A 22,835-nucleotide genomic window follows, 5' to 3' on the forward strand; every position below is an offset into this window, starting at 1 on the left:
GGTGGGGATGTTGAATGAAAATTACAATTGAATAAAAAATTAACAAAGCCAAAACTCCTTACATCTTTGACTTCCACTGGAGAGAAGAAGTACCGCTTTAGCGGTGGCCAAAATGCGAGGTTTTCATATATAGAAAAGAGGTAAAGCGTATGGCATATTTTACAAGAAGCAAGATGTTAACAATGGTATTAGAGCTTTACACAGCCAGCCACAGATTTGAAGCAGGAGGCACAGGAAACGACGCAGCAGATCTTAGAATCCTGATAGGATGCCAACAGAAAGCTTTAGTATTAGGTGAGTACCTCGAATCAATGGGAATGGATTATTCGGAAATCGTTGAAAAGTTTGAAAACTACTGCAATATGATTTACGATATAAGTGAAAACTTAAGTGACACACAGTTAGTAATGGATAGAACAGAGAGCATCCAATGGAAGCTCAGTGAAATCCTCCAAGACATTGAAAATAAAATAGTAGAAATTAGAAATATTGATATTTACGACTTTAGAGGACTTGTAACAGCACCTGGAGAAAAGGCAATAGTCAGCAGAGAGATAAATCGATTGATTGATGATTGCTTAGGCAAGGTCGAAGGACTTATCGAAGGAGAGGAAATCTACAGACCACTTATCGTTGGATCATATTAAAGGAAAAAAATAAGGCTCGTCACCAGACGAGCCTTTTAAAATATAAAGGGGAGAGGGCTTACCATGAACACAAAACCAAAAACCAAACTGCTCACAATCGGTCTTATTTGTTGTGGCAGAGCCGAGACAACCGAGCGATGCCTGAAATCATTGATGCCACTTCGCGAGGCGATTGATTCTGAAATCCAAGTAGTGGACACTGGCTGCTCACCTGAGACAAGGGCAATAGTAGAAAAATATGCTGATGAGGTTTTTGATTTTAAATGGATTAACGATTTTGCTGCAGCCCGCAATTTCCAACTGGATCAGGCCAATGGCAAGATGTTCATATATCTTGATGACGACGAATTTTTCTTAGACTGCAAATTTGCTATAGATTTCTTCAAGCAGCCTGACTGCACGTCTTACAACTTAGGAGGTTACTATCAGCGCAATTATCTCAACTGGGACGCCAGCGAATATCAGGATGTTGAAGTAACCAGAATGTGTACCGTCACACCGGAAACACATTTTGTGGGAAAGGTTCACGAGTACATCGAGCCGGCATTCGGAAACACGATATTTTTGGATCTCAGGGCAGGACATTTTGGATATCTTTTTGATAGCTACGAGGATAATGAAGCAAGATCCCTTAGAAACATTCCATTACTTTTGGATATGATGGAGGAGCAGCCGAAAAACCTCCGCTGGATTTATCAGCTGGTTCAGGAATATAGAAGTATAGATAAATATGATGAGCTCATAAAATATTGTGAATCTGGAATTAAACAGACATACGAAAGCACCGATAACGATGCAATAAGATATAGAGGAACCTTTATAGTAGGCCTAGGAATAGGCTACGCTGAGACAAAACAAAATGACAAATTACTAGAGCTCTACAGAAAGTATAAAGAGTCCAAGGATCTTATGGAGGTGGCAAGAGCAAAACTTGGAATTTACGCCTCCAGAGCCATGTTTATGAGAGAACTTGATGATGAATGTGTAGAAACCTGCAACTATTACTTAGCCGTAATGAAGCGCTATAAGGATGACAGAGGCATGGTATTCATCCAGGGAGGCATATTCATCAATGATATTTTTGAAGACTACAATGTAAATTCCATTTACGCATACCTTATGGCATGCGCCATGAAAAAAGATGATTTCGGTCCGGTAGTTCACTATTACCGCAGGATTGCCTGGGCATCGCCTGTGGTTCGCATCAATCGTGGTTTTCTGATTATACTTTTAAAAAAGGCAGCCCAGTACGGTGGCAAAAAAGAGATAAGAGATGTGCTAGGCAAATTTTTTGTGCGCCCAGGTCTTAGAGATGTAATCGAAAATGAGATTAATCTAAGCTGTAGCGCAATGAACAATGAGCAGCTTAAAAATATTAAAGCAGGATTCAAGGGAACAAAGGGTGAGAAGGAAATGAATTATTTCCTGGACATCAGAATTCTGGAAAATGACCTTGCTATAAAAGAAGATTATGGTAGCTTCAGAGAAATACTAGAGCTGGCCATGAAATATTCCGATTTGACAAAGGCGTGGAGAGAATATCATTTGGAGTGGATGGAGCCAAAGGCTGACCCAAACAAGGATTGTATTGAATACATCCTTGGAATATCCTTTAGACGATTTTATGACAGCATTGATACCGATCCAAAACATGCACTGACAATCCTAAAGGATTCATTAGGACTTAGAGTGAAAATGGACCAATTTATTCAGCAGCTTTCTACTTTCTATGTGGAATATAGAAAAGTTGTAGATGCAAAAATGGCAAACCCAGAGAAATTCCAGGAGATGTACAACTTGGAAGAAGCCCTGCTCAAACAAATCGAAAGCCTGGATGCAGCAGGCCAATCCGACCAAGCCCTGGCCACCTACCAACAACTGGTAGAAATCCTACGTAACACCTACGGCGTAGACTCCCTACACGTCTAAAAGGCTTCCCCTCAGTGGGAACCTGTCAGCTTGTTGACTGATGAGTGGTCAAACCCAAAGGCTTCCCCCTGGGGGGAAGCTGTCACCTTCAGGTGACTGATGAGGGGTGTACCTAAAGTCGACCCTCAAAACAAAAATAATTAATCATTGAAGAATACTTACCCACCAACACACCACAGCATACACTAAAAACACCCAATGAAAAAAATCCTAATGTACCGCTGGAAAGCGTACAACTATCTAGACATAAAGTTCACATTCGAAAAGCTGGGCTACGAAGTAGAGGAAGTCTACCAGGAACTTTTGAATTATGATGTAGATGAAGCCTTCGCCGAGAAATTAAAGGGCATGATTTTATCTGAAACCTATGACTTTTTATTTACAGTCAACTATTTCCCACTAATATCAAATGTTTGTGAGGAATGTGGTCTTTTGTATGTGTGTTGGAGCTGCGATAATCCACTGATATCTCTCTATCACAGGTCAGTTTTCAACAGTGTTAACAGGATTTTCCTTTTTGATTTAACAAATGTGGAAGAATTTAAGGGAATGGGAGCAGACCATATCTACCATCTGCCTTTAGCAGTAGATTGTGATAGGACCATGCATCTATTTTCACATTCAAAGGATTTGGATGACTACAAAAACGAAATCAGCTTTGTAGGTTCACTCTATGAGAAGAATTCCTACGACAAGATGGAATATACATTACCGGATTATCTAAAGGGCTATTTTGAGGCAACCATGGAAGCCCAAAAGGATTTGCAGGGAGTGAACATTGTAGACAGGATGCTTACTCCAGAGATTTTGATGGAGCTTGAAACATATTTTGAGCTGGATAAATCAGAGGACTCCCTTTCAGATTTGAATCTGATATTTTCAGTTACAGCCTTAGGCTTTAAAATCGCTCAAAAACAGAGGAGAAGCATACTTATAGAGCTCTCAAAACATCACAATGTCAGCCTTTATTCAAACAATGAAACCAGAGATTTAATTCGGGTAAATAATAGGGGAAGCGTTGACTACTGGGAAGAAATGCCAAAGGTTTTTGCTGGTTCAAAAATAAATTTAAACATTACCATACCTAACATAAAAAGCGGGATACCTCTTAGGGTATATGATATTTTAGGAGCCGGTGGTTTTTGCATCACCAATTTCCAGGCCGAACTTCCAATGTTCTTTGAAAACGGCAAGCACATGGTATGGTACTACAATGAAAGAGATTTATTTGAAAAAGTAGATTATTATCTATCACATGACGAAGAAAGAAATAGAATCGCTCAGGCCGGATATGATTATGTAAAGTCACATTGTTCATACGAACAAAGAGTAAATGAAATGCTTGATATAATCAAAATATAAAGCCATTTCATGGCAACTACATATATGATAATTGTCAGATAACATTACTAAATATAGCGTGTTTACAAAATTTATTATATATGATATTATGATAATAAGTAAAAGTGTAATTTTATGTCCTTGGTATGTTAAGGCATATCGAGGGCTGGGAAAACAAAAAAGAAAGGAGGGGATGTCTTATGGCACGCATTGATGCAGTATACGATTATTTTATGACGACCTATGGTAGAGACATAGGATCACGTTACGAATCCCATAAGAAAAGCGAGCTTCGAGACACATACAACAAAATAGTCAAAACCAATAAAGACTCTCCTCTATACAAGATAAAAGATACTGAAGACATAGGACAGTTCGCAATTGATATCAAAGAACATGCAAACTCTATGAGTCTTTCGGTATCTAACCTTTCAGCAGCCGGTGACGATATTGAAGCCATCCTTTCAAAACGCATAGCTTCTTCTTCAGACACAGATTCTGTAGAAGCTACCTATGTTGGCAATGGTGAAGATGATGCCGATGGTTTCAGCATCGAAGTAGAGTCTTTGGCTACACCACAGATTAATACAGGCAAATTTTTAGACAAAGATGGCCGTGATTTTGAAGAAGGTCAGTATTCGTTTGATTTGGATATCAGGAATCATTCCTACGAATTCCAGTTCAACGTAAACGACGGAGAGGACAACCTTGTCGTTCAAAACAAAATTGTCCGCCTGCTTAATACATCTGATATAGGGCTTGGTGCTCAATTGATTTCAAATAGGGTTGGGCAAAATGCAATCCAGATAGTATCAAAGGCAACAGGCGTTTCCGAAGATGAGAATGTTTTATTCAATATCTCATCTAATATTTCGCGCCATGAACTGCAGACACTTGGCATCGACAGAGTTACCCAGATGCCTAGCAACTCCAACTTCAAGCTAAACGGAACTGCTCACCAGTCACTATCGAACAACTTCACCGTAAACAAAGCCTATGAACTTGTACTTAAGGCTCCTTCAAATGGCGAGGTGCAGATTGGCCTTAAAAATGATGCAGAAGCTTTAACCGATGGCGTTCAGCAGCTTTTGGATAGCTACAATGGCATGATTAATGTGAGTCTTCGATACAATGGAGTTCACCAGAATCGTACTTTATTTAACGAGATTTCATCGATTGCCAAGGGAATGAGAGAGAGTTTAGCCTTTGCAGGAATACTCATTGATGGAGTAGGCCATTTAGAATTGGATGAGGATCGTCTTTCAGAAGTGATAAACAGTGAGGACAAAGCTCATGCGTTTAGCACTCTGAATCAATTAAAGGCCGCCATTAGCAAGGCAGCCACTAAAGCATCTATTAATCCAATGGCCTATGTAGATAAGTCCATTGTAGAATACAAAAATCCAGGAAAGACTTTGACAGCACCATATGCCACAAGCCAATATTCCGGAATGATGGTAAACTACGGATTATAATTAAGACGGTTAAATTAAATTTTTATAGATGCTAAGCATCTGATTACAATATTTATCAAGATTATCAAACTCTGCAGCGCGGTTTCGTGCTGCAGTTGTTTTTTGTCCGTAAATATTTTTATCGGTTAAAAGTTCTGTGATTGCAGCAGAGTAAGTAGCAGTGTCACTACAGATGTAGCCGCAATCTTCATTAATAATATCTGAAAGCCCCCCCACACCTGAACACACAACAGGCTTTCCAAGGGACATAGCCTCCAAAGCAACCAGGCCAAAGCCCTCGAAAATAGAAGGCATGAGGACCAGCTTGGTTGAGTTCATAAAGGTATAAACATTATCCTTGAAACCTTCGAATACAACATTAAGTCCATGGGTGGCAGCATATTCCTTACATTCCTCCAAAAGCTCCCCGTTACCAATCATCCTGAAGGTAAGCTGATTGTGGTCAGGTAATGCTTCAAAAATCTTGATGGCACCAAGTGGGTTTTTAGCTGGATTAAATCTGCCTACATAAAGTATATCTGATGAATCTGAAACGCCTTCTCTAGCAGCATTTAAGACTTGTTCCACTGAAAATGGATTGCCAAGTGTTGTGATAGGACATTTGATTTTATCACTATATACATATTCACGGCTAACGGCATCAGATACAGTGATAATCTCACTGAACCATCTGCTGGCAATATAATATGAAATTGAATTAGGGTGAAAAGAATTCTTTAACCAAAGAGGATTGCAGTGAATGTGAGAAATAACAGGAACACGCCCCTTTAGAGCATATCCACATAGAACACTGGCTGTAAAATCGTGAGCATGAACCGCAGTTGGTTTAAGCTCATTAACAGCTTTTTTAATTTCAGAAACAGTGATTTTATCTACACCACGGTAGTTTTCATACAAGCCAATAGAACGAAGCTTGTCTTCGATAGGACCGTGAGGAGCCATATAGACAAAATCCTCACGGTCTGAAAGACCTTTGATAATCTGGCACACTACATTTTCAGCACCAGAATAAATGTTAGATTTGATAACGTGTAGTATCATAGATTATTCTTCCTCGCTTGGAACGTATCTGGTAGTGGTACTTCCGTATTCGTAGGTTTCAAGGAAATTAGAAATCTCGTTGAAAGACTTTGGAAACTCCTTGCCTAGCTTTTCTGCGATTTCTCCATTGTAGAGTTTTACAGCATCGTCAGAATCTATACTGCCGATTTTAATGGTTTTAATATCATCGCCATTGAATACTTTCACAGCTTTTTTTCCGGCACTGTATCCGCTTATATAAGGGTCAGAAAAAAGTGTAACAAGTGCATTTTCACCGATTGTGGTATCACCTGCAACTATTGTAACGGAAGCTTCTGTGGCTATATTTCCGATAGTTTCCATCTGGTCTGTAAGAAGACTTCCAAAAGGAATGTAAATAGCTGAGCACTCTGTGCATATTTCCTTCATAAGGTCTTCAAGTGTTACAGTAATATCTTCCTCGGAGTCACTTACTTCTGTAGTAGTTTCATCTTCTGAATCTGATTCTTCAGGAGTAGTAGGAAGAACCTTGCCACCCTGCCAGAAACTTGAAATCAAAGCAGTGCGGGTAGAGGATGTGGAGTTAAGACCTAAAACTGTATCCTCTCCCAAAGCAACAACATCGTTATCTACGCCCTGTTTTGCGGAGAAAGCTACGTATTTGCTTGGTGTAAGAGCTGTTGACTTTTCACTTATATCAGCCACTGTGGAAGTATTTGTGGCTGGAATAGCGTATTCCTTCCATGGAATACCTGCCTGGTCTAGGTAAGCTTCAAATATTTCATTTTGATAAATTGCATCGGTATCTTCTGGTGAAAATAGAATACCCACAGTCTGTAAATCGTCTGTGGCTTCAATCATAAGGGAAACCTGCTCCACAATGCTTGGCTTAGAGCTGATACCAGTGATGTTTCTGCCTGTGGTTTTATCCCAGGATTTACCATTGAGACTGGCGATTCTAAGGGTTCCTTTGAAATCAACTATACCAGTTGCAATGATTGGAATAATATCAGTCTGGTCGCTGGCAGATAAAAGTGTAGGTTTGCCGGTAGTGAAAATCATATCTGGAGATTTTGCTATCGCAGAAGATGCTATCATGTCAGCGGATTTCTCTTCAGAAACTGTTTTGGTTGTGATGTTGATATGCTCAGCACCCATGTAGTCTTCAAGGGCATCGGAAAATCCTTGAAGAAGAACTTTGTCGTAGGTATTGTCTTCTGATAAAAGTGCTGTTATATTATAGCGATATGAATCCTCAACGGATTCGTCTTTTACCTCACTAATGGGCTGTTCACTATCTTTTTTGCCGCAGCTTACCATAGCAAAGGCCATAGATGCAGCCAAAATCAAACTTAAAAATCTTTTTTTCATATTTAAATCCTTTATCTATATCTGCTAATAGAAAGGGCGCACCCTTCGGCTATTAGTGACTAAATTTTAAAGAGATTACCCCAATAAGTCAAATAGGAGTACAAATGCATATATATAAAGAAATTATAGACCTAGCGATAGGAATATTGTATCCAAAACGTTGTGTGGCTTGTGACAAAGTTTTATTGAAAATAGAAAAAGATGTGGGATTTTGCAAGGAATGTCAGCCAAAAATCAGGCTAGTGGGTGATGGTGTATGTATGAAATGCGGTGCCCCCATAGAAGATACCCGTGTTGAATTCTGTAATACCTGCAAAACCTTCGAGCATTATTATGATCAAAACAAGGGCATCTATGTGTATACCGGTGAGATGAAAAATGCCATGTACAGATTCAAATATTCAAATAGAAGATGTTATGGAAAGGTGTTTGCCAGGCATGCTGCAAGGATGTATGGTGGCTGGCTCAAGAAAAATGGAATAGAAGCTATAGTCCCAGTCCCAATGTATAAAGAAAAGGAAAAGATGCGTGGATATAATCAGGCCAAGGTGTTTGGTAAAGCATTGAGCGATGCCACCGGCATTCCACTTGCAGGTGAAATTATCAGACGAGATAGCGACACGACAGTTATGAAACAATTAAATAGCCTAAAAAGAAAGAAAAATCTGTTAAATGCTTTTAGTTTACAGAAAAATATTGTACAATTTAGAAAAGTACTTATAGTTGATGATATTTATACAACAGGGACAACGATGGACGAAGTTACTAAAGTGCTTAAAGAAGGGGGAATACAAAGGGTATATGGCATAAGTATCTGTATCGGAAAGGTACAGTAATTTAGGAGGTATCATCTATGGATGTACGTAATTGTAAGACTTGTGGAAGGTTGTTCAATTATTTAGGAGGACCAAATATTTGCCCATCATGCCGAGACGAGATGGAGACGAAATTCCAGAATGTAAAGGAATATATTCGCAATAATCCTCGTGCGTCCATGCAGGAGATTTCTGATGAAAATGAGGTTAGTACAAACCAGCTTCGTCAGTGGATTCGTGAGGAGAGACTGCAATTTACTGATGATTCCCCAATTGGAATTGATTGCGAGATTTGTGGAGCTACAATAAAAACTGGTAAATATTGCGATGCCTGCAAGAATAACACAGCAAATGCTCTCGCTAAATCTATCGAAAAGGAGCAGTTGCCTGAGCCACCAAAGCCAAAACAGAAGAGGGAAAATGCAATGAGATTTTTGCAGAAATAAAAATAGTACACCTACCGGACTAGATTTCGGTAGGTGTTTTTTTTAGAAACTGTTTATGCTATACTTATTCTGAATTATTGTGCGGGGAGTCTATTCTTCGCTAAAAGGGGATAATTTATGATTAATGAAGAAAGAGTCAGGCACATGACTTCCATGGCCATTTTTGAAAAAGAAATGGGCCCTGAGTATCAGCCTATGCTCCGCTATTCAAAAAAAGAATATATTGCTCTCCATGGTTGGGGTGGCTTTATCGCGGGAACACTTTTCTTCGGAGCTATTTATTCAGGAATCGTTGTATACCTGGTCAGTAATGTCATCGAAAATCTTACTACCATGTATCTTTTGATTATAGCTTTGGCAGGATTATTAGCGTATGCTGCCTATATCATAATGCACGTTCATGGCGCCAGGGTGCGAGCTGCCAAGCGCTACAGACGCGGCAAACGCCTCATTAAAGAGCTTGCCTCAAAATACCAAAAGCTAGGTAAAATGTACGATGAGGAAGCTCAGCAGACAAAGCCGTTACTTGCAAGAGAGGATAGTTAAATGAACGCATTTATTAGATTTAGAGATGATATACGCAGATTTGTTCTGTCGAAAGAAATGCTTTTTTTAAAGCTTTGGAGTGCATTCGTCGCTTTTATTGGATTGCTTTGCATCAGTTCCAATTTTGGTCATAACAAAACCATCAGCCAGATTTGGGTTTCTATAATCATCTCAATAGTCTGTGCATTTTTTCCAATACAAGGAGTTGCTTTAGTGCTTGCCATAGTTCTGTTTGTCGATCTTGCATCACTTAGTGCCGAGGTCGCATTCGTTACACTGGGACTTGTCGTGGCAGGCTACCTTGTTTGTGCTTATTTTAGAAGTAAAAACTCATTTAACATGGTTATGGTGCCAATCTGTTATTCCATTGGTTCACCTTATGTTATGTCTCTTGGTGCCGGTCTTATGTCCAATCTCAACGAGCTTACATCTATAGTATGTGGCTCGGTTATTGCATATTATCTGCACATAATCAAAGATAACACCACTGCAATCGTAGACGAGACTTCAGATGTTTCGGTGTTTTCTCTCATAAAGGAGCAGATGATAGGAAACCGACTATTCTGGTTTTTTATTATAGCTATGGTGGCCATGTACATGGTGGTTTATTTGCTTAGACAGGCCAGCATAAATATGTCTTGGATTATCGCAAATGCAGCCGGGGTAGCAGTTGAGTTCATCATCATGCTTGCAGGATACCTGTTCTCAAGCCAGAAGTCACAAATTCCTGGACTCATACTGGGAAATATCCTTGTATTTATGGTTGGTGTAATCCTGAATTATTTTGTATTAGATTTAGATTATTCTCGTATTGAAAAGGTTCAGTTCGAGGATGATGATTACTATTATTACGTTACTGCGGTTCCTAAAATCCGAATCGCTGAAGAAGACAAAGAAGTTAAAAAAATATAATCCCTAACGGGAAAGTGAGGACGAATTCCATTGGTAGATTTTGTCAATGCTGTTGATGCTTTCATCGATGATTATTTCAATGTAAATATTCCAGATGTTTCCATAACAGATGTAATTGAAGTTTTTATAATTGCATATTTTATGTATCATCTGCTGGTTTGGGTTAAAAACAGCAGAGTTTGGATGCTTATCAGAGGTGTGCTGATTATAATGCTGTTCTTTGTACTGGCGGCCATCTTCCAGATGAATACCATTTTATGGTTGGGTGAAAGACTGGTTTCTGTAGCTGTAACAGTGCTTATTGTAGTGTTCCAGCCAGAGCTGCGCAGAGCTTTAGAGCAGATTGGTCGCAGAAAAATCACCTCTTTATTTTCATGGAATATTTTAAAGACAGCTTCTAAGAGGTTTGATGATTCCACAATCGTTGGTCTGGTTACAGCTTGTTATGAAATGGGCGCAGTGAAAACCGGTGCCCTTATTGTCGTGGAAAACGATATGCAGCTTACTGAGTTTGAGCGTACAGGTATTGGTATAGATGCCTTAGTTACACGTCAACTATTGATTAATATTTTCGAGAAAAACACTCCGCTTCACGATGGAGCTGTCATCATACGCGGGGACAGAGTTGTATCTGCCACCTGCTATTTGCCACTATCTGACAACATGGCTCTTTCCAAGGACCTTGGTACAAGACATCGTGCAGCAGTTGGAATCAGTGAGGTTTCAGACTCTCTGACCATTGTTGTATCAGAAGAGACAGGTACAGTTTCCTACGCAAGAGAAGGTCGAATCGTCAGAGATGTTAAGGAAGACGAGCTTATTGCAGAGCTCAAGAGATTACAAAATTCTGGCAACGAAGGTGGTAACTTTGAGACAGCAGAAAAGGAGGGCACAGTATGAAACAAAACTTGATTGATGCCCTCACGAAAAATGTCGGACTTAAGATACTTGCTATTATATTTTCATTTTTACTTTGGCTTGTGGTGGTCAACATCGACGATCCAAAGCAAACCAGGACATTTACATCCGTGGTAACAGTCACCAACGAGGATGTACTGACAAACCGGGGAAAGCTTTACGAGATAAAAGACGGTATTAATACCGTGAGCTTTAGAGTAACAGCCAAGCGTTCCATTATTGAAAAGCTATCACCATCAGATTTTTCTGCAATTGCAGATATGAACAATCTGGAAAATGAAGAGCGCATCCCGGTCACTTTGGCTGCTCGCTCATATGCCAACTACATCACTATTTCAAGCAGACAGAATTATCTGTATGTGGTGCTTAAAGATTTAACCACAGAAAGATTCGTAATCAGTGCTCAGACAACAGGTGAGCTTGCACCAGAGCTTGCTGTGGAGGAAGTAACCTGCAGTCCTACTGTTGTTACAGTGACAGGTCCACAGGAAATAGTAGATAAAATAGAATCAGTTGTAGCCACAGCAAATGTGGACGGTGTAAGCACCAATTTCACTGAAAATGTCATTCCAAAATATTATGATAAAAACGGTGATACGGTAGATATCAAAAAGCTTAGTCTTTCCGTGTCAACAGTTGGTGTTACAGTTAAATTCGTAAATACGAAGACAGTAGATATTGCTGTAAAGACCAGCGGTATATTACAGCCGGGACTTACATTGGGAAGCATCAAGACTGACCCACCATCTGTAATGATTATAGGTGAGGCCACAGCCCTTAATAACGTAAGCAATATCACTATTCCTGAATCAGTTATTAACCTGTCAAATTTAACAGGTTCATTTACTACTACAGTAGACATAAGCTCATATCTTCCAGAGGGAGTTACACTTGCAGAGGGTACATCTCCAAAGGTGTCTATTTATGTAACTATGGAAGGCGAGACAGCATCCACTATAAATGTGCCTGCCTCAAACATCGAGCTTAGAAATGTAAATCATGGACTTGGTGCAACTCTTGATGTAGAGGAAGTCATGGTAAATGTATTTGGTACGGAATCGGCACTTGCATCGCTTGATGCTGGCTCGGTGCAAGGATACATTGACTGTTCAGCACTTGGTGCCGGGGCAAATCAGAATGCAGTATTGCAATTTGACAATCCAGAAGGAATAACTATTCAAAATACATCCGTTACTGTTAGCGTCATTGAGGACCCAAATGCAAAAGAAGAGTCTACAACAGATGACGATGACCAGGATTAACATAGAAAGAGGTTTAATTAAAATGGGAAGATTATTTGGAACAGATGGAGTCAGAGGAGTAGCAGGCTCAGAGTTGACAATAGATTTAGCGCGTTCACTTGGCCAGGCAGGAGCTTATGTACTCACTAAAGAGGCAAGCCACCAGCCTACAATCATCGTTGGTTGTGATACTCGTATTTCAGGAACAATGCTTGCTTCTGCTCTTATGAGTGGTATTTGTTCAGTTGGAGCAAACGCAGTTTATGTAGGAGTTCTTCCAACACCAGCCATTGCTTACCTTACCAGAAAGCATAAGGTAGATGCTGGTGTAGTTATTTCTGCCAGCCACAACCCAATGGAATTCAACGGAATCAAGTTTTTCAATGGAGAGGGATTCAAGCTTTCTGATGAGCTAGAGGATGAAATCCAGAGATTAATCGAATCAAACTTACAGGGAGTCAACCTTCCTACAGGTGCAGAAATCGGAAAGATTGATTACAGATTTGACCTTGGCCGTGAGTATGTGGATTTCTTAAAGCACACAGTTCCACTTAATTTGTCAGGAGTTAAAATCGTTATTGACTGTGCTGAGGGCGCATCATATCGTACAAGTGTTGCTTGTTTATCAGAACTTGGTGCAGAGCTTATCACAATCCACAACAATCCTGATGGAACCAATATCAACAGCAACTGCGGAAGTACTCACATGGATGAGCTAAGAGCCAGAGTTGTTGCTGAAAACGCCCAGGTCGGCCTTGCATTTGATGGTGATGCAGATAGAATGCTTGCCGTAGATGAAAAGGGACATCTTATTGATGGTGACCAGATTATGGCTATCTGTGCTAAGCACATGAAGGACAAGGGAACACTAAAGAAAAATACCTGCGTAGTTACTGTAATGACAAACCTTGGTTTCACATTAATGGCTAAAGAACAGGGCATCAATGTTGAAGCTACTAAGGTCGGCGATAGATATGTATTAGAGAACATGCTTGCAAATGGCTACAACATCGGTGGTGAGCAGAGCGGACATGTTATTTTCTTAGATGATAATACTACTGGAGATGGATTGCTTTCAGCCCTTCACCTACTTCGTGTAATGGTAGAAACTGGCAAATCTCTTTCAGCACTTGCATCAATTATGACAGTCCTTCCACAGGCGCTTGTAAATGCAAAGGTGCCAAACCACAAGAAGGAAAGCTACATGGAGTATCCTGAAATCGCTTCAGCTATTGAAAAGCTGGAGGAGAAGTTTGCAGGAGAGGGAAGAGTACTCATCCGCCCATCAGGTACAGAGCCACTTGTTCGTGTTATGATAGAGGGCAAAAATCAGGAAGAAATCGAAGCCGATGCAAAGGCATTAGCAGAGTTAATTACAAAAACAATTCTTTAGAAATAAGGATATAGATATAATATGGTTTCGCAAAAAGTAATAATTAAAAACGCCATTGGACTGCACTTGCGTCCAGCTGGTTTATTGTGTGAGGTTGCTATGAAATATCAAAGCAAAATCACTTTTTGTACAGATAACAATTACGAGGCAAATGCCAAATCAGTGCTTAGCGTACTTGGTGCCTGCGTAAAGTCTGGAGATGAAATTGAACTATTCTGCGAGGGCGCCGATGAGGTCGAGGCGCTAGCCGAAATCACTACTGCAATAGAATCTGGTCTCGGAGAATAAAACAGCGGATACCCCTCTCAACAGGGTCATTCATACACAAATCGTACTTGTGAAACATGTGTTAGTCAGAGCTTGCTAAAAAAGTGAAAATAGCTTGTAGTCTACAATGTATCATGCCTCTAAAGCGAGGCATTCCTAGCCGAGTGTAGAGGTATGATACATTGTAGACGTAACAAGCGAGCCACAACCCAAATTACAAACACAAAAATAAAGCAAGCCAAAACTTAAAGTGATAATTCACAAGTAAGCTATATTAAGGAGGAAGAACAATGTTGAACTACAAGCGTTACAAAGCCAACCCAGTATTACAGTTCCCAGAGCGTACATGGCCTGAGAAGCAAATCACCAAAGCTCCAATTTGGTGCTCAGTAGACCTACGTGACGGTAACCAAGCCCTCGTCGAGCCAATGAACGTCGACGAAAAAATGGAACTATTCGACCTCCTACTAAAGCTAGGCTTCAAAGAAATAGAAATTGGCTTCCCAGCAGCCAGCCAGATTGAATTTGATTTCTTAAGACAGTTAGTAAAAGAAAATAAAATCCCTTCAGATGTAAAGGTGCAGGTGCTTTCTCAGTGTAGAGAAGAGCTTATCGACCGTACATTTGAGGCAATTCAGGGCATTCCAAATGTCATTTTCCATATTTACAATTCCACATCTACATTACAGCGTGATGTAGTGTTTAATGCTGAAAAAGACGAAATTATCGAGATTGCAAAGAAGGGCACTCAGATGGTTAAGGACAGACTTGATCGCTACAATGGTAACCTTCAGCTTGAATACTCACCAGAGTCCTTCACAGGAACTGAGGTAGAGTTTGCACTCGATATTTGTACTGCTGTTCAGGACACATGGAATCATGCTACAGATGCTCCTATTATTTTCAATCTTCCTGCAACAGTTGAAATGAACACACCAAATGTTTACGCAGATCAAATTGAATGGATGAGCACTCACTTTAAGGATAGAGAAAATATCATCCTTTCTATTCATCCACATAACGACCGTGGTACAGGTGTTGCCATTACAGAGCTTGGTCTTTTAGCAGGTGCTGACCGTGTTGAGGGAACACTTCTTGGAAACGGTGAGCGTACAGGAAATGTGGATATTCTTACAATCGCATACAACATGTTCTCACAGGGCGTAAACCCTGAGCTTGAGCTTGACGACATCAAAGAAATTGTCGAAGTATGCGAGAGAGTTACCAAAATGCCAACAGACGCAAGACACCCATATGCAGGTGAGCTTGTGTTTACAGCATTCTCTGGTTCACACCAGGATGCAATAAATAAGGGCGTAACTGCAATGCACAATCGCCAGAATATGTATTGGGAGGTTCCATATCTTCCAATCGACCCTGCTGATATCGGCCGTAAGTACGAGCCAGTAGTTCGTATCAACAGCCAGTCTGGCAAGGGCGGTGTCGCTTTTGTTATGGACACAGTTTATGGCTACAAGCTTCCAAAGAAGATGCAGCGTGAATTCGCAGATGTTGTTCAGTACATCTCTGAGAAACAGGGTGGCGAAGTTACACCACAGCGCATCATGGAGGCATTCAAGTCACAGTACTTGGAGAACAAAGAGCCACTTACACTTGAGTACGTGGTTATCAAGGATGACAAGGATACAGACGACACAGTTGCTGTTCTTGACTTCAGCTATCATGGAGAAAAATTCCATTCAGAAGCAGAAGGAAATGGTCCTATTGATGCAGTTAAGCTTGCTATCAAGCAGTGCATACCAGAGCTTGATTTTACACTTATCGATTACACCGAGCATACACTTGCTCAGTCGCAGGGCTCAGGTGCAAAGGCTGCAGCCTATATCGAAATGCGCGATGAGCGTCACGGCAACACAACCTTTGGTGTTGGCGTAAGCTCAAACATCACACGAGCATCTATCCGCAGTTTATTCTCTGCGTATAATAGATTAATTGCGAAAGCAAAAGATTATGTTTAATTTAAGGAGAAAAAAATGAGAACTTATTTAGTAACAGGTGGAGCAGGTTTCATCGGTTCAAACTACATTCACTACATGTTTAAGAAATATGACAACGAAATCAGAATTATCAATGTTGATAAGCTTACATACGCTGGTAACCTTGAGAACCTTAAGGATATCGAGAACCGCGACAACTACACATTTGTAAAGGCTGACATTTGTGATAAGGAAGCAATCAGCAAGATTTTCGCTGAAAATGATATCGACAGAGTAGTTCACTTTGCTGCAGAGTCACACGTAGACCGTTCAATCAAGAACCCAGAAGTATTCGTACAGACAAACGTACTTGGTACTGCTGTAATGCTTAACTGTGCAAAGGCTGCATGGGAGCTCCCTGACGGCACATTCAAGGAAGGCAAGAAGTTCCTTCACGTATCTACAGACGAAGTTTACGGATCACTTCCAGATGATGACAACGCATTCTTCTATGAGACATCACCATACGATCCACACTCACCATACTCAGCATCAAAGGCTTCATCTGACATGCTTGTAAAGGCTTACATGGATACATATAAGTTCCCAGCAAACATTACAAACTGCTCAAATAACTACGGCCCTTACCAGTTCCCAGAAAAGCTCATTCCACTTATCATCAACAATGCTCTTCAGGGCAAAGACCTTCCAGTTTATGGTGATGGTAAGAATGTCCGTGATTGGTTATTCGTAGAAGACCACGCTAAGGGAATCGATATGGTTCAGGAGCAGGGTAAGCTCTTCGAGACTTACAACATCGGTGGACACAACGAAAAGCAGAACATCCAGATTATCCACATCATCCTTGATACACTTCAGGAGATGCTTCCAGACGGTGATCCACGTAAGGAACTTGTTTCAGAGAACCTTATCAAATACGTTACAGACCGTAAGGGTCATGACAGACGTTACGCTATTGCCCCAGACAAAATCAAGGCTGAGGTAGGCTGGTATCCAGAGACATGCTTCGAGGAAGGCATCAAGAAGACAATCGCTTGGTTCTTCGAGCACGAAGATTGGATGAAGAATGTAACATCTGGTGATTATCAGAAGTATTACACAGATATGTATTCTAATAAGTAGAATACATAATTAAGAGACTAGAAGTTTTGGGAGATGATGAAAATGAAAGGAATTTTTGGTGGCCTTAAGTTTTTTATAGGCACCCATAAGGCGGTAAGCATTGCCACAGCAAGTGTGGTGGGCGTTGCTGCCCTGGGAGCAGGAGGCTATGGCATTTACAATGCACTTCAGCCAAAAGATGAGCCACAAGAAGAGGAAATAATTCAGGAAGCGGAGGTAGTGGAAGAAGTTGCCGCTGTCGAAGATGTATATATTCCTGAGTTTAAAAAAGTAGATATAACCAGCGAATCACTTGAAAAAGATTTGACTATTTATATATCAGATGCTGACGATAATGCAGTGACAGGTGTGCCATTTCAGGTAAAGCTTATGGAGCCAAAGAAGGCTGAGGCGCTCTCAAGCTACATCGAGGCCATTGATGATATTAATACTCAAATCGCTGATTTGACTGCGTCATATGATAATCAGGACGTCATCTCCATTCTTAGAGATAGAAACGTTGATGTTGAGATTACAGATGAAAATGGTGAAGTAGTTGAAACACAACGCGGTGATGTAAAAAGTGATCCACTATACAATCTTTATTTAGACAAAGAGACTGCTATTCAGTCCTTTGCGATGGCTCTTAAGGATGTAGAGGGTACAGTTTACACAGATGAGGACGAGGATGGTGTTATTGCCGAAAAGGATTTAAATCCTGGCGATTATGTGGCATGTATGTTGTACGATTTAGACGACGGTCCTCTCTACGATCCTCAGAGCTACCTTACAAAAGTAAACGTAAAGGATAAGGTAGAGTTCAAGGTTCAAAAAGAAATCACAAAGCAGATTAAAAAGGACGTTGCTTCAGAAGATCAGCAGCCAAAAGCTGCAGCTCCAGTAGAGGAAGTTCCTAAGGATACAGTTGAGTGGGTTGACTCACGTAAAGAGGAAAACGGCGGCTCAGCTAAAGGAATCACAGGAGCAGAAATTGTTGCACCAAAGAGCACTGCAAAGGCCAGCAAGGCTACTAAAAAAGATGGCGGCAAAACATCTGTAAGCCATGAGGTAAAGGTTGCAGCTAAGGAGCATACCATTACTGTAAAGGATGTTTATTGTAATGCTGACGGAACAGTAGATGAAAAGGTAGAAACCAGAGCTACTGAGAAAAAAGCTGTAGGTGCAGCATATGAATATGCTGGCAAGACTGGTTTAGATGGATATGAGCTTATAACTTTAAGCCCTGTCAAAGGAACAGTAGCTGATAAGGACATTGAGGTAGTATTCAAGTATAAGAAGACTCAGACCGCTGCAGAGAAGAAGGTCGAAGAAGAAAAGAAGGCTAAAGAAGAGGCAGAGAAAAAGGCCAAGGAAGAAGCAGACAAGAAAGCAAAAGAAGAAGCTGATAAGAAGGCCCAAGAAGAGACAGACAAGAAAGCAAAAGAAGAGGCTGACAAAAAGGCTCAGGAAGAAGCAGATAAAAAAGCAAAAGAAGATGCAAAAAATGAGTCAAAAGAAGAGAGTAAGCCTCAGGAAGAAAATAAACCTCAAGAAGAAAAAACTGCAGAGCCACAACCTCAAACAGATGAGCCTCAAGCAGCACCTTCTGAAGAAAAAACTAATGATAGTTCTAAAGCGCGTGTAAACGGTTCGCGCCCACTTGCGATTGCACTTAACACACCTAACAGATTTTTTGCTTCAAAAATCCGCAAGGTAGCTGCAGTTGCAACAAATAATTCAAAAGTAGAAACAGCTACTCTTGATATGACTTTTTCAGCAGGGACATTTACAGTTAAAGCTTCAGCTAATGTAGGTTCAGTAAAGATCAACGGAACTGATATTGCCATGACAAACGGCAAGGGAACCTGCACAATACCACAGGATGGTGACTATACTTTGACAGGTATAGCAACATTCTCAGATGGAGCTACAGATAATAGCTTAACTGTTACATATACTGTTACTGGTATGGGTTCAAGCTCGACAGAGAGATTAAAAGACAAGGAAGGTCATGAACTATTTCTTGATGAAGGCTTAACAAAGCCTGCAACAGTAGCCGATTATGCCAAGGACAAAACTTTCTACTACAAGAGTGCGTCATACAGATATTTTGGATGGCAGTCAATCGATGGTGCAACATATTTCTTCGATAAAAATGGAAATAAGATTACAGGCACTCAGACAATCCAGGGTGTTAAGTATGATTTCGGTCCAGACGGAGCTCTTTTAGTAAAGGGTAACGGTATCGATGTTTCAAAATATCAGGGTAACATAGATTGGAACCAGGCTAAATCAGCAGTTAGCTTTGCTATCATTCGTTGTGGATATAGAGGACAGAATGATGGACAGCTTCACGAAGACCCATATTTCTACCAGAATATGAAGGGTGCCAAGGCTGCAGGTGTTGCAACTGGTGTATATATCTTCTCAAGAGCCCTAAATGAAGCAGAGGCAGTTCAGGAAGCGTCGATGGCAGTAGCCATGGCTCAAAAAGCCGGAGGTTGTGCATATCCTATCTATATTGATATGGAGGATACAACAAGAGGTCAAAGTAAGCTTACTAATGCTGAGCGTACAGCTATCGTAAATGCTTTTGTTGCTACAGTACAATCATCTGGATATAAGGCAGGTCTATACTGCAGCAAGAATTGGATGACATCAAAGATGGATGCAGGTTCAATTTCTTGCCACGTATGGATTGCTCAATACAATACAAAATGTACATATGGTGGAAAATATACTATGTGGCAGTATTCAAGTACAGGTTCTGTTCCTGGAATTAAGGGCCGCGTAGATATGAACAGATCATATTTCTAAATAATTAATATAGGTTGCTATGAATAATTCAAGAAGTAATAACGTTGAAACTGAAAAGAAGATATTTCGTTTTGTAAGCTGCGCAGTGCTGGTTGCTGTTTTGACCGCACTGTTCGCAGTTATGTGGTACTTTAGACTGCAGATGCTTATGGAAAGAAGATTCCTTGGCCTTGGTAACTATCTGATGGTGGGACTTTATGCAGTTCTTACGATTTTGGTCATCAATACCTTTAAAGGCTTTAGTATCGGAAGTGGTCGTATTTCCATACTTACCATGTCCCAGGCTATCGCTATGGGAATCGTAAATGCTTTGGAATATGTAATTGTTATATTGATGGCACGTATCAAAGTGCTTATGTGGATTACATTAGCCTACATCATAGTTCTTATTTTAGTGGACTGTGTTGCAGTACTTGCAGTTACATATATCTGTACAAAGGTTTATCGAATGGTATTCCCACCATTTACTATTTTAAATATTTATGGTGAATACCAAAATGATTTGGTTGTCAAGATGAACAGGCGTGCAGACAAATATAGTATCACAGGCGAAATGAGCTGCAATGAACCTCTTGAAAAAATCACAAAAGAACTGGAAAACTACGATGCAGTTCTGATAAATGATGTTCCGGCAGAAATCAGAAACGATATTGTAAAGGCTTGTTTTGCCACAGGTAAGCGAGTTTATTTCACACCAAAAATTTCGGATATTATTATAAAGGGTTCTGAAGAGGTCAATCTTTTTGACACACCTTTGTATTTGTGTAAGAATGTTGGAATGGATGCCATTTCAGCAGCAATTAAGAGAGTTGGAGATATTTTGATTTCTGGTATTGGTATCATTCTTACATCTCCAATTATGCTTGTTACAGCTATACTTATCCACAGTTATGACGGTGGCCCTGTATTTTATAAACAGACCCGTTGTACTATCGGTGGAAAAGAGTACAAAATCATGAAATTCAGGTCAATGATTACTGATGCGGAAAAGGATGGTAAAGCCAGACTTGCCAGCGTCAATGATGACAGAATTACACCTATTGGACATTTTATTAGAGCTACCAGAATCGACGAGATTCCTCAGTTCTTCAATATTTTCAAGGGTGAAATGTCAGTAGTTGGCCCTCGTCCAGAGCGCCCGGAAATCATTGCTGAATATATAAAAGAGGTTCCAGAGTTTGCTTTCCGTACCCATGTAAAGGCAGGGCTTACAGGCTATGCCCAGGTTTATGGAAAATACAACACAACCTCATATGACAAGCTGAAGCTTGACATGATTTATTGTGAAAAATGTTCAGTACTACTTGATATTCAATTAATATTGATGACTCTGAGAGTCATCTTTACAAAAGATGCCACAGAGGGTGTGGCTGAGGGAGAGACTAACGCTAATGTCGGCAAGTAAAAAGGCACTCATGCACGCCCATACCGCGTACATGGTAACTCAATTTAATATCGACAACATTAAAATACTTCAAGACTTAGGATATGCAGTAGACGTTGCCTGCTGTTGGCAGGACGATGACAGTGCGGTGAGCCCGGAAGCTCTAGCCGCACGAAGAAAAAAATTAGATGATTTAGGATGCCGGGTAATTGAGACATCCAGTCTCCGAAAGATATTTCATTTTGGAGAGCTTTCAAAAGCATATAAACTTCTTAAAACAGAGGTAGAGAAAAATAAGTATGAAATAGTTCATACCCAATCCCCTATTGGAGGAGTTGTTTGTCGATTGGCCTGCAGAAGGGCTAGAAAACTTTATGGGACAAAGGTTATTTACGCAGCTCATGGATTTCACTTTTTCAAGGGAGCCAGTCTTATAAACACTATAATTTTCAAAAATGTGGAAAAGTGGTGCAGCAAATACACCGATTTGTTGATAACAATCAATAAAGAGGATTACGCCAACGCTCAAAAAATGAAAGCAAAACAGGTGGCATATGTTCCTGGCGCAGGTGTAGATACACACAAATTTGTTGCAAGCGAAGGTGCAAGACAAAAAATCCGAAAAGAACTTGGAATTGATGATGAAACCATAATTATTTTATCGGTTGGAGAGCTGATTCCAAGAAAGAATCATACAGAGGTTCTTAGAGCTCTAAAGATGATGAAGGATAATGGCACGCTTCTTGCTGAGGGCAGCGATGAACGTGTTCAGCCTAAATACAAAATAAAATATTTAATAGCAGGAAGAGGTAAAATTCAAGCCGAGCTTGAAGAAAACATAGCCCGACTTGGACTTTCTGACTATGTTCAGATGCTGGGATTTCGTTCAGATGTTGCTGATATTTTTGCAGCTAGCGACATATACGTATTTCCATCACATCAGGAGGGACTTCCAGTTGCATTGATGGAGGCTATGTCTGTTGGCATGCCGGTGGTTTGCTCAAAGATTCGTGGCAACACTGACCTGATCGAAGAGGGAATTGGAGGATATTTCTTTGATTCTCACGATGCGGCAACACTGGTAACAGCGCTTAATAAAGCCCTTTCTGACAATTTAACAAAACGCGAACAAATGGGACAGGCTAACATTGAAGTTATGAAACAGTTTGACAAAGAAACTGTTAATAAAGTAATGCGAGAACTCTACAGTAAACTTTAGTTTTAAAGGACAGAATTTGGCAAAAGCTATATTCT

Annotated in this window: 19 protein-coding genes; 17 read left to right on the plus strand and 2 right to left on the minus strand. The window is 40.3% G+C overall.

Annotation, left to right across the window (positions count from 1 at the left end):
• Positions 1 to 149: 149 nt before the first annotated feature.
• The 4 genes from BLV53_RS08360 (at position 150) to BLV53_RS08375 (ending at position 5,392) form a co-directional block, all read left to right on the plus strand.
• Positions 150 to 647: a hypothetical protein gene (locus tag BLV53_RS08360; protein ID WP_090299793.1), complete on the plus strand. Its 498-nt coding sequence runs from the start codon at positions 150 to 152 to the stop codon at positions 645 to 647.
• 63 nt (positions 648 to 710) lie between these two features.
• Positions 711 to 2,576 carry a glycosyltransferase gene (locus tag BLV53_RS08365; protein ID WP_090299795.1) on the plus strand — a complete coding sequence of 622 codons (1,866 nt, stop codon included), beginning with the start codon at positions 711 to 713 and terminating at the stop codon, positions 2,574 to 2,576.
• A gap of 213 nt (positions 2,577 to 2,789) precedes the next feature.
• On the plus strand, positions 2,790 to 3,938 hold the full coding sequence (locus BLV53_RS08370) for a CgeB family protein (RefSeq protein ID WP_242879059.1): 1,149 nt from the start codon (positions 2,790 to 2,792) through the stop codon (positions 3,936 to 3,938).
• Positions 3,939 to 4,117: 179 nt separating this feature from the next.
• Positions 4,118 to 5,392, plus strand: a complete 1,275-nt coding sequence (locus tag BLV53_RS08375; RefSeq protein ID WP_090299799.1) for a hypothetical protein — start codon at positions 4,118 to 4,120, stop codon at positions 5,390 to 5,392.
• A 9-nt stretch (positions 5,393 to 5,401) separates the two neighbouring features.
• Here the strand turns inward: BLV53_RS08375 and BLV53_RS08380 are convergent, their stop codons facing one another.
• Together BLV53_RS08380 and BLV53_RS08385 are read right to left on the minus strand one after the other, a co-directional pair.
• The gene (locus BLV53_RS08380; protein ID WP_090299801.1) at positions 5,402 to 6,433 is read right to left on the minus strand and encodes a glycosyltransferase; all 1,032 of its coding nucleotides are present in this window, start codon (positions 6,431 to 6,433) and stop codon (positions 5,402 to 5,404) included.
• A 3-nt stretch (positions 6,434 to 6,436) separates the two neighbouring features.
• Complete coding sequence (locus tag BLV53_RS08385; protein ID WP_090299803.1) at positions 6,437 to 7,783, minus strand: ABC transporter substrate-binding protein; 1,347 nt, start codon at positions 7,781 to 7,783, stop codon at positions 6,437 to 6,439.
• 104 nt (positions 7,784 to 7,887) lie between these two features.
• On the opposite strand from BLV53_RS08385, the gene BLV53_RS08390 reads away from it, so the two are divergent.
• From BLV53_RS08390 to BLV53_RS08450, 13 genes are all read left to right on the plus strand, one after another.
• Positions 7,888 to 8,619, plus strand: a complete 732-nt coding sequence (locus BLV53_RS08390; protein WP_090299805.1) for a ComF family protein — start codon at positions 7,888 to 7,890, stop codon at positions 8,617 to 8,619.
• A gap of 17 nt (positions 8,620 to 8,636) precedes the next feature.
• Complete coding sequence (locus BLV53_RS08395; protein WP_090299807.1) at positions 8,637 to 9,044, plus strand: flagellar protein; 408 nt, start codon at positions 8,637 to 8,639, stop codon at positions 9,042 to 9,044.
• Positions 9,045 to 9,161: 117 nt separating this feature from the next.
• Positions 9,162 to 9,590 (plus strand): hypothetical protein, encoded by a 429-nt coding sequence (locus BLV53_RS08400; RefSeq protein ID WP_090299809.1) that lies wholly within the window; start codon positions 9,162 to 9,164, stop codon positions 9,588 to 9,590.
• Positions 9,591 to 10,502 carry a hypothetical protein gene (locus BLV53_RS08405; RefSeq protein ID WP_090299811.1) on the plus strand — a complete coding sequence of 304 codons (912 nt, stop codon included), beginning with the start codon at positions 9,591 to 9,593 and terminating at the stop codon, positions 10,500 to 10,502. It begins immediately after the preceding gene.
• A 30-nt stretch (positions 10,503 to 10,532) separates the two neighbouring features.
• The gene (gene cdaA / locus BLV53_RS08410) at positions 10,533 to 11,402 is read left to right on the plus strand and encodes a diadenylate cyclase CdaA (RefSeq protein ID WP_242879060.1); all 870 of its coding nucleotides are present in this window, start codon (positions 10,533 to 10,535) and stop codon (positions 11,400 to 11,402) included.
• Positions 11,399 to 12,682, plus strand: coding sequence for a CdaR family protein (locus BLV53_RS08415; protein WP_090299813.1), 1,284 nt, complete (start codon positions 11,399 to 11,401; stop codon positions 12,680 to 12,682). The genes cdaA and BLV53_RS08415 overlap by 4 nt, the downstream gene beginning before the upstream one ends.
• A gap of 22 nt (positions 12,683 to 12,704) precedes the next feature.
• Entirely contained in the window at positions 12,705 to 14,054 is a 1,350-nt protein-coding gene (glmM, locus tag BLV53_RS08420; protein ID WP_090299815.1) for a phosphoglucosamine mutase, read from the plus strand.
• A 21-nt stretch (positions 14,055 to 14,075) separates the two neighbouring features.
• Complete coding sequence (locus BLV53_RS08425) at positions 14,076 to 14,342, plus strand: HPr family phosphocarrier protein (protein ID WP_090299817.1); 267 nt, start codon at positions 14,076 to 14,078, stop codon at positions 14,340 to 14,342.
• 269 nt (positions 14,343 to 14,611) lie between these two features.
• Positions 14,612 to 16,300 (plus strand): 2-isopropylmalate synthase, encoded by a 1,689-nt coding sequence (gene leuA, locus BLV53_RS08430; protein WP_090299819.1) that lies wholly within the window; start codon positions 14,612 to 14,614, stop codon positions 16,298 to 16,300.
• Positions 16,301 to 16,315: 15 nt separating this feature from the next.
• Positions 16,316 to 17,401 (plus strand): dTDP-glucose 4,6-dehydratase, encoded by a 1,086-nt coding sequence (gene rfbB, locus BLV53_RS08435; protein WP_090299821.1) that lies wholly within the window; start codon positions 16,316 to 16,318, stop codon positions 17,399 to 17,401.
• A 42-nt stretch (positions 17,402 to 17,443) separates the two neighbouring features.
• The gene (locus BLV53_RS08440) at positions 17,444 to 20,197 is read left to right on the plus strand and encodes a GH25 family lysozyme (RefSeq protein ID WP_170830798.1); all 2,754 of its coding nucleotides are present in this window, start codon (positions 17,444 to 17,446) and stop codon (positions 20,195 to 20,197) included.
• 19 nt (positions 20,198 to 20,216) lie between these two features.
• Entirely contained in the window at positions 20,217 to 21,602 is a 1,386-nt protein-coding gene (locus BLV53_RS08445) for a sugar transferase (RefSeq protein ID WP_090299826.1), read from the plus strand.
• Positions 21,589 to 22,800 carry a glycosyltransferase family 4 protein gene (locus BLV53_RS08450; RefSeq protein WP_170830799.1) on the plus strand — a complete coding sequence of 404 codons (1,212 nt, stop codon included), beginning with the start codon at positions 21,589 to 21,591 and terminating at the stop codon, positions 22,798 to 22,800. Before BLV53_RS08445 ends, BLV53_RS08450 begins: the two co-directional genes overlap by 14 nt.
• Positions 22,801 to 22,835 lie beyond the last annotated feature (35 nt).

It is taken from the genome of Pseudobutyrivibrio sp. ACV-2, assembly GCF_900107545.1.
Taxonomy (GTDB): domain Bacteria; phylum Bacillota; class Clostridia; order Lachnospirales; family Lachnospiraceae; genus Pseudobutyrivibrio.